Raw genomic sequence first — 7,013 nt, 5'->3', positions numbered from 1 at the left:
GCGCGGCGGAGCCGATGTCGTAACGGTCACGGACGGCCTCGACGGCACCGTTGATCACGGAACTGTCGTAGCCGAAGAGGAAACCGCCCATGGCGGCCGCCGCCGCGATGAAGATGACGTGCCCGAGATGCTCGGGATGAGCCGTCCTGGCTCCTGACTTCTGTGCCTGCGCTGTGCCGGCCACGTGAACTCCTTCGTTATGGCAGAGCTGCCCGGGAGCTCACCGTCGAGGTGTCGTTGGACGACGGAAACGGTGGGATCCCTGGTGAACAGATGGTGATGCACCGGCTTCCCAGAGCATCGCTCGTGGTCGATGCGGGAGCTGTCACCGGTGGTGATCTCGGGCTCGGACGGTGCGACTCATGGCCGGTGACGAGGCGTGGCCCCGCCGTCGAGAGGTGTACACCAGTCCTGCCGGAGACCAGCCCGTCGGGCCTTTCGGCCAGGCTCGTCGAGAGGCCAGCAGCACACCAAGGGACAGCTTCTGCCCCGTCGTTGTGACACTGCTTGTGATAGCGCAGGTGCACGCGCGGGTTCACCACTGGACCGCCTGCGGCCCATGTTCCCTGACAGTGTGGTGATCAAGTCCCGGTTGGCCGACACGTCGATCACGAGCGAGGACGCGGACCGGTGAATCGTGCACGAACACAGCGGCAGCAGTTCGTTGCTGTCACGACCGGGGACAACGAGCGGAGGGACGACCGAGTGGAGCAGGTCATCGAGGGGCCGGATCGGGAGTGGGATCGTTCGGTTCCACCAGCAGGGTGGGCACCGTGACGATGGTGGCCTGCCTGGTCAGCAGGCGGTGCACAGGACAGCGTCCCGCTGCCGCCAGTAGCTGCTCACGCTGTGCCGCCTCCAGATTTCCGGTCAGGCCGACGTTCTTGATGATGTTCCCTTGCGTGCCGAACCGCACCGCCACATCAATGCGGTCGAGCGGCCAGCCTTGCCGGTCAGCCAGCGCCCGCACGGCCATAGAGGTACAGGATCCGAGCGCGGCCAGAAGTAGCTCTCCGGGCGTGGGACCGGCGTCGGTGCTCAGGGGTTCTGGCTCGTCGACGGTCAGCCTGTGGGGGCCGATGGTGACGGAACGGCTGAGTCGTTTGCCTTCGGCGACGATCACGAGGCGCGTGGTCATGGGTATCCCTCTCGGCAAGGGGGCGGTCGTGTGGCCCGTCCCTCCTCAGCAGAGACCGATCGGCATGCGCCTGTGTGACAGCCCTCTCTCCGCCCCGTCGAGGCAGCCGATCTTGTCGGACGGCCGCCTTTCCCCTCGATCGTTGATCTCTGAATCCTTCACGGGTGTCCATTGCAGGAGGTGACGACCGGTGACTCACGGCGTCACCACGCACGATCGATCCCACGGGTTTCCAAGGGCGTGGTCGTCGGATATCGGCACGAGGTCGGTCGCAGCGACTTATCCGAACCGCTGCCCCCACCGGCGGAGGAGCCGGCCGCGGACATGTTCCTGGTCAGTGAAGACCGAGACCTCACCGGTGGCGAATGGCGGTGCGGCGGCATCGAGCATCGATGAATTGGAGGACGCGGCGTCCAGTAGTCGCTCACCAGGGAATTCAACCGCCACCACAACGCGTCTGTCAGCGACTGTCCACACCGGTAATCACCGGTTGAGGTGCCTCCTGGGCAGTTCCGAACCGTAGGCGGTGCGGCGGACGCCGCCTGCGGCGAGGCGAACCCCGGAAAGCGGCGTACCGGCAGTACTCGCACCTTTCGGCATACGCAGGCCGCCCCGGCCAGTGAAACGATGCCGCATGACTTTCCGGTCGATGGAGTGGACATTCGGCTGAACCTGGTAACCGCACCGTCCGCATCTGCGGCCTTCCGTAGTGCGCGCCCCCATTACCGCCTCCACGACGGGATTGTCACAGACATGCGGGTTGTTTGGTCAACCCTGCGAAAAGAGACACTGAGCCTCTTCGTGCTGTCGGTCGCGTTGGTGGCACGCAGAAACGATATCGGAGACGGACGGGGACGAGATTGATGCTACTCGAGATGGATCATTACAGCCCCCTCGCAGCCCGCGGCGCAGAGTTCACTGTCGAGGAGGAACACCTTCCCATCAGTTCTTCTCCTGACCGTGTCAGCCGCACGGAGCGCAATCCCGGGTGCGGCGCCGACTCCGATGCCCTGGAGCACGTCAAGTGGCTGGTGGGCGTCCCCTTCCGTGCCTCTGTCTCCCGAGTGATCTGGATGTACTACGTCGTCGACGAGGCCCGTGACAGCCTCCAGGCGGTGCGGGCGGCAATGAAGCGGGCCAACAGCGAGCAGGAGAGGCGTGCACGCGGTGGAGCATCCTTGGCAGTTGGGCACGTCGAGGTGCAAAGGCTTCTGCGGGATGCCACAGGACGCCTGAGTCTGGACTGCTGGTGACCCCCATCGCGTGTGTACCGACAAGGCGTCTCCCGCGATAACCGCGCCCGCCTGTGCCGCCGGGGATCCGCTGCACCATCCCGGACAAGGCCGATCAGGCGCGCAACCGCCAAAGGCCCGGCTCCCGCAGCGGCCGAGCCGCCGCGACGTCGCGGCCTGATGTTCGACGGACGCCGAACGCGCGATAACGTGGGCGATATGCCTGACCATTCTGCACCCGCCGACAGTCACATCGTCCTGCCGCGTTTGCTGGGAGTGCTCAGCGATCCGACGCGGCTGGGGATCGTCCGCATCCTGGCGGACGGCGCTGAACGAGGATGGGGGCAGTTCGACGCGCCCGTCGCCAAGTCCACCCTCAGCCACCATCTCAAGATGTTGCGTGAGGCGGGTGTAACCCAGACTCGACAAGAGGGCACTCGCTGTTACGTGACGTTGCGGCGTGACGACCTGGAGGCCCGCTTCCCCGGCCTCCTGTCAGCCCTTCTGTCCGCCGCAGTCGCCGATCATGTAGGGGAACACGTCAGCGAACGTGATGACCAGGGGTGACCGCCGGCCGCGGCCCGTCGATCGAGCCGGTTGGCGAGCCTCCGAGCTTGCTACCGCTGTCCGCACTTGCCCGAGCAGCCGGGTGTGTCCGGCGTCACGACGTTCAAGGATCTCGGCAGCGGAGCGGGCACGTGAGCTGTTCCTGGCGAGCGAGTACAGCACCGGGCCGGTGCATGGTGGTCGGATCGACTCGCTCGGGCTGGACGAGAACGGATCGTCGGTCATCGTCGAGTACGAGCGTGGTGTCGATGCCGGCGTCATCAACCAGGGACTGTTCCACCTGGCGTGGCTGACGGACCATCGTGCCGAGTTCGAGCACCTGGTCCGCGACCGGCTCGGGTTCCGCCAGCCGTCTTCGCCGGTCATGGCGGTGGCGGGCCCGATAATCCGTTGACGCCCGCTCATGGGCCATTGCTACTGTTCGGGCGTTCCGTCGAACTGCTCGGCCCCGCTGTGCCCCGGAAGGAGTGAGTTTTGTGCCCCGGCCTTTGCCGCGCGCGCCTCGCCGCACGGCTCCAGCCATCACGTCCTCCTGCCCCCGTCCCACTCGGACGGCTACCGGACGCGGCTTTCCGGTGCTCTGACCTGCCCAAACACTCCGTAGTCCTCACGCGCTGAGGCATACGGGGGCGCGTCTTCGGCGAGGCCGCTCGGCCTGCTCTTGCTGTCATGACCGACTTCTCAGCAAGGAGCCCTCCGGGTGTCCAGTACCGACAAGACTCTCTCCGGCATCCCGAACACCGTTCTGGCCGGCACTTTCACCTGCGCGTGGTGCGGCCTGACGGTGTCCGCCGTCGCCGGCGACGGCACACGGCGGAACCACTGCCCGTCGTGCCTGCACTCCCAGCACGTCCTCGACCATGTCGAGGGCGGCCCCAGCGAATGCCATGGCCGGATGTCGCCGATCTCCGTCGCCGTGCTGCGCACCGGTGACTGGATGGTCATCCACCGTTGCGTGCGCTGCGACGAACTGACCTCCAACCCGATCTGCACCGACGACAACCAGCTCATCCTGATGCGCATGGCCGTGCGGCCGCTGGCACAACCACCGTTCCCGCTCGAAGCGTTCGGCGACCTGTAAACGGGGGAGGAGGAAGACCCCATGCCGAGACGAGCGAACAACTCCAGCAGACGTACGCGGAGAACACGACGGCCACAGCGGCACAAGGACGTCCTGCACCGCCAGGGAGGGCACCGGCGACACGATTTCAGGTGCGTGGGCTGCCGACTGGACGTGTCCTTGGACGCGCCCGGCACCAGCCACCGCAATCACTGTCCGAACTGCCTGGCCAGCCTGCACGTCGACCTCCGGATCCCGGGTGACCGGGCAGCGGCCTGCCGTGGACGGATGGAACCACTGAGCATGTCCGTGCGGCCCGACGGTGAGTGGATGATCATCCACCAGTGCCGGTCCTGCGGTGAGCTCAGCGCCAACCGGATCGCCGGCGACGACAACGCACTGACCCTGGTGCGCCTCGCGCTGAAACCGCTGAGAGACACCAGCATCGCCCACCGCACGCTGCTCCAGCTGTGACCTGAGCCGCACCTCGCGGCCTCGTGCCGCAAGAACCGGGGCAGGCGCCGCCCGTTTCGTGCGGCGTTCTGCACCCTGCTCCCGCCGGTGTGGCATCAAGGCCGCACGAAGAGGCGAAGCGTACGAGCACGTCCGTGCTCGTACGCTTCGCCCCTTCTCCAGATCTCGGAGCACTGTGAGTGTCGCCTGCTGCGGTCCGTGCCCCCTGCCGGTCACTGCGCCTGTACCGGCGCTGCTCATGGCCTTGGACCTGGACGGCTGGGTCGTCCTGGTCCTCGGGGACGTGAACGGGAAGGTGCCGACCCAGCCATGGCAGCCGGGCGAACTCCGACGTGTCCTGGCGGCTACTGCGGAACTGCCCGTGCTGCTCGGTCCTTCGCCGATCGAGAAGCCGCCTGGAGCACCGCCGCAGCCGGCAGTGCCTTGATCCACGGCGATCCGCGTGCGGACAACGTGCTGCTGACCGATGACCGCGTCATGTTTGTCTACGCGCCCACGCTGCCAACCCCGACGACGCGACCAGCGTACTCATCGCCTTGACCGGCTACTTCCTTCGTCAGTCCATCCGGACCCCGCCGCCGGGGCTGCCTACGGTGCGTGGCTTCCAGCGCGCTCGGGGTGAAGCCGCGCTGAATCGGGTGCGTGAGCGGCCACGATGGCGTCAGGCCGTGTGGCGAAAAGGGATCGGCGGGCGCCGACGACGAGCTGGAACGGGGCGTTCGCCGGGGCACCGGCGTACGCCGCGATGCGTCGGCCGGTGTGTTCGGCCGTGGCCGGGAGGGAGCGCCGCAGGGTGCGCTCGCCCCGGTGCTCGACGGAACCGGCCGGTCCGGCCGGCAGGCGGAGGACCTCACCCGGTTCACTGCCGGCGTCCGGCGGGCCGTGCTGCTGGGCTTCCCACGGGACCGCGACGAGGCCGACGGGCTCGCGGCGGCGGGCCAGGCCGGTCGGGCACTGCCGCAGGCCGGCGTGCAGCGGCGGGGTGAGGTCGGCGGGGAGCAGCCATCGGGCGGCTTCGGTGTCGGCGGGGCAGGCCGTGGCGGTGGCGAGCAGGAGCTGCCAGGGCGACGGCCGGGATCAGGTTCCCCTCTCCGCGGCGCCCGGCCCGCGTTCCTCCCCGGTCGCGACCGCGGGCGTGTGTGAAGCGTGCCAGCCCGTCGGAGAGGCCGATCAGCGGTTCGGGGCAGTCGAGGCGGGCGCGGCGGTCCTCCGGGAACCGCCAGGGCTCGTGCACGGAACGGTCGTCCACGTCGTGCGGTTCGGGCACCCAGTGGCGTACGTGGGCCCTCGCGGATCGAAGCGCTTGCCCTGGACGACCGGGTTGAGGACGCGGTGCGGGCGGGTGTCCGTGCCGGTGCCCGCGGCCCACTGCCAGTTGAGCTGGTTGCTGACGACGTCGCCGTCGACGAGGAGGCCGAGGAAGTGCCGGGCGCCGATCCGCCAGTCCACGTACAGCGTCTTGGTCAGGAAGCTCGCCACCAGCAGACGCGCCCGGTTGTGCATCCAGCACTCGTGGCGCAGCCGGCGCATCGCCGCGTCGACGACCGGACAGCCGGTACGGCCCTCCCGCCGGGCGGCGATGTCCTCGGCGGCCTCCGCCCCGCCACCGGTCGTGCCGGGTGCGGTGGTCGCGGGTGGACGCCTCGGGGCACGCCGTCAGCACCTGGTGGTGGATGTCCCGCCGGCAGAGCTGCCGTACGAACGCCTCCGCGCCGGGCCCGCCGTGCGTACGGGCCCGCCGCACGAGTTCCGCCGCGGACAGGGCACCGAAGTGCAGGAACGGCGACAGCCGTGACGTCGCGTCGCCGGCCAGGTCGTCGTGCCGTTCCCCGTACGCGGACACCCCGACCGTACCCACCGGGAGAACCGCTCCCGGCCGGCCTTCTCCCCTCCCGCGGGAAGGCCCGGGGAGAGACCGGAGAGCGCGTCGCGGGACGGCAGCGGCCCACCCCGCGCACCGTCCGGCACGCGCACGGTGCGCGGCGCCGGACAGACCCCCGCAGGGGTTCGGCGGACCAGCGGCGGAAGCAGGGGGTGAACACCGTGTAGTGGTCGGAGCCGGACGGTGTCACCCGCCCGGGCTCGACAGCGGTGAGCACGGCGTCGTGCACATGGAGTGCCACACCACGGGCGTCGAGCCGGCCGCGCAGCCGCTCCTCCCTGCGGTGGCCGTAGCCGGTCACCGCCGCGGCCATGTGGCCCTCCGTGGCGTCGCACTCGGCCGCGACCGCGCCGACCTCCCGGGCGACCGGGCCGCTGGGCACGATCAACCGGCCGCCGCGCCGGCGCGGCGAGGCGTCCGGATCCGCCGGGCAGTCGGCGAGGAAGGTGCTGCGGTCGGGGGCGTCGAAGCCCGCGGCGTGCACGCCGGGATCGCGGACGAACAGCGGCACCACCTCGTCGGCCGCCGCGGGTGCGGTGCGCAGCGGCGGATGGTCGTGCAGACGCAGATCCGAGGTGGACAGGACGACCGCGCGGGTCATGTCGTCGCTCCTGGTGGGTCGGGGCGGTGCCGCGGGAACTAGGGCCTGTCCGAGGGGTT

General features: G+C 69.3%; 5 protein-coding genes and 4 pseudogenes. 5 read left to right on the top strand and 4 right to left on the bottom strand.

What is annotated here, in order from left to right:
• Positions 1-184 (bottom strand): annotated as a pseudogene (locus tag AMK33_RS40105) (sugar porter family MFS transporter); the annotation flags it as partial.
• 531 nt (positions 185-715) lie between these two features.
• Positions 716-1,138 carry an OsmC family protein gene (locus tag AMK33_RS40100; RefSeq protein ID WP_073938160.1) on the bottom strand — a complete coding sequence of 141 codons (423 nt, stop codon included), beginning with the start codon at positions 1,136-1,138 and terminating at the stop codon, positions 716-718.
• 875 nt (positions 1,139-2,013) lie between these two features.
• Between AMK33_RS40100 and AMK33_RS40095 the strand changes: the two genes are divergently transcribed.
• The 5 genes and pseudogenes from AMK33_RS40095 to AMK33_RS40075 all read left to right on the top strand — a co-directional run bounded on the left by AMK33_RS40095 (position 2,014) and on the right by AMK33_RS40075 (position 4,471).
• Positions 2,014-2,391, top strand: coding sequence for a hypothetical protein (locus AMK33_RS40095; protein ID WP_143203929.1), 378 nt, complete (start codon positions 2,014-2,016; stop codon positions 2,389-2,391).
• A gap of 198 nt (positions 2,392-2,589) precedes the next feature.
• Entirely contained in the window at positions 2,590-2,937 is a 348-nt protein-coding gene (locus AMK33_RS40090; protein ID WP_073938158.1) for an ArsR/SmtB family transcription factor, read from the top strand.
• A gap of 139 nt (positions 2,938-3,076) precedes the next feature.
• Positions 3,077-3,277, top strand: a pseudogene (locus AMK33_RS40085) (DUF5655 domain-containing protein); the annotation flags it as partial.
• Between the two features lie 360 nt (positions 3,278-3,637).
• Entirely contained in the window at positions 3,638-4,018 is a 381-nt protein-coding gene (locus tag AMK33_RS40080; RefSeq protein ID WP_073938157.1) for an RNHCP domain-containing protein, read from the top strand.
• 21 nt (positions 4,019-4,039) lie between these two features.
• Positions 4,040-4,471, top strand: a complete 432-nt coding sequence (locus tag AMK33_RS40075) for an RNHCP domain-containing protein (protein ID WP_073938156.1) — start codon at positions 4,040-4,042, stop codon at positions 4,469-4,471.
• 588 nt (positions 4,472-5,059) lie between these two features.
• Here AMK33_RS40075 and AMK33_RS44625 read toward each other — a convergent pair.
• Both AMK33_RS44625 and AMK33_RS40065 read right to left on the bottom strand, forming a co-directional pair.
• Positions 5,060-5,530, bottom strand: a pseudogene (locus AMK33_RS44625) (DnaB-like helicase N-terminal domain-containing protein); the annotation flags it as partial.
• 61 nt (positions 5,531-5,591) lie between these two features.
• Positions 5,592-6,954, bottom strand: a pseudogene (locus AMK33_RS40065) (cryptochrome/photolyase family protein); the annotation flags it as partial.
• Positions 6,955-7,013: the final 59 nt, after the last annotated feature.

The sequence above is a fragment of the Streptomyces sp. CB02400 genome, from assembly GCF_001905725.1.
GTDB lineage: Bacteria > Actinomycetota > Actinomycetes > Streptomycetales > Streptomycetaceae > Streptomyces > Streptomyces atrovirens.
Note: the sequence above shows the minus strand (reverse complement) of the source record. Positions and strands in the feature narration are given on the sequence as shown.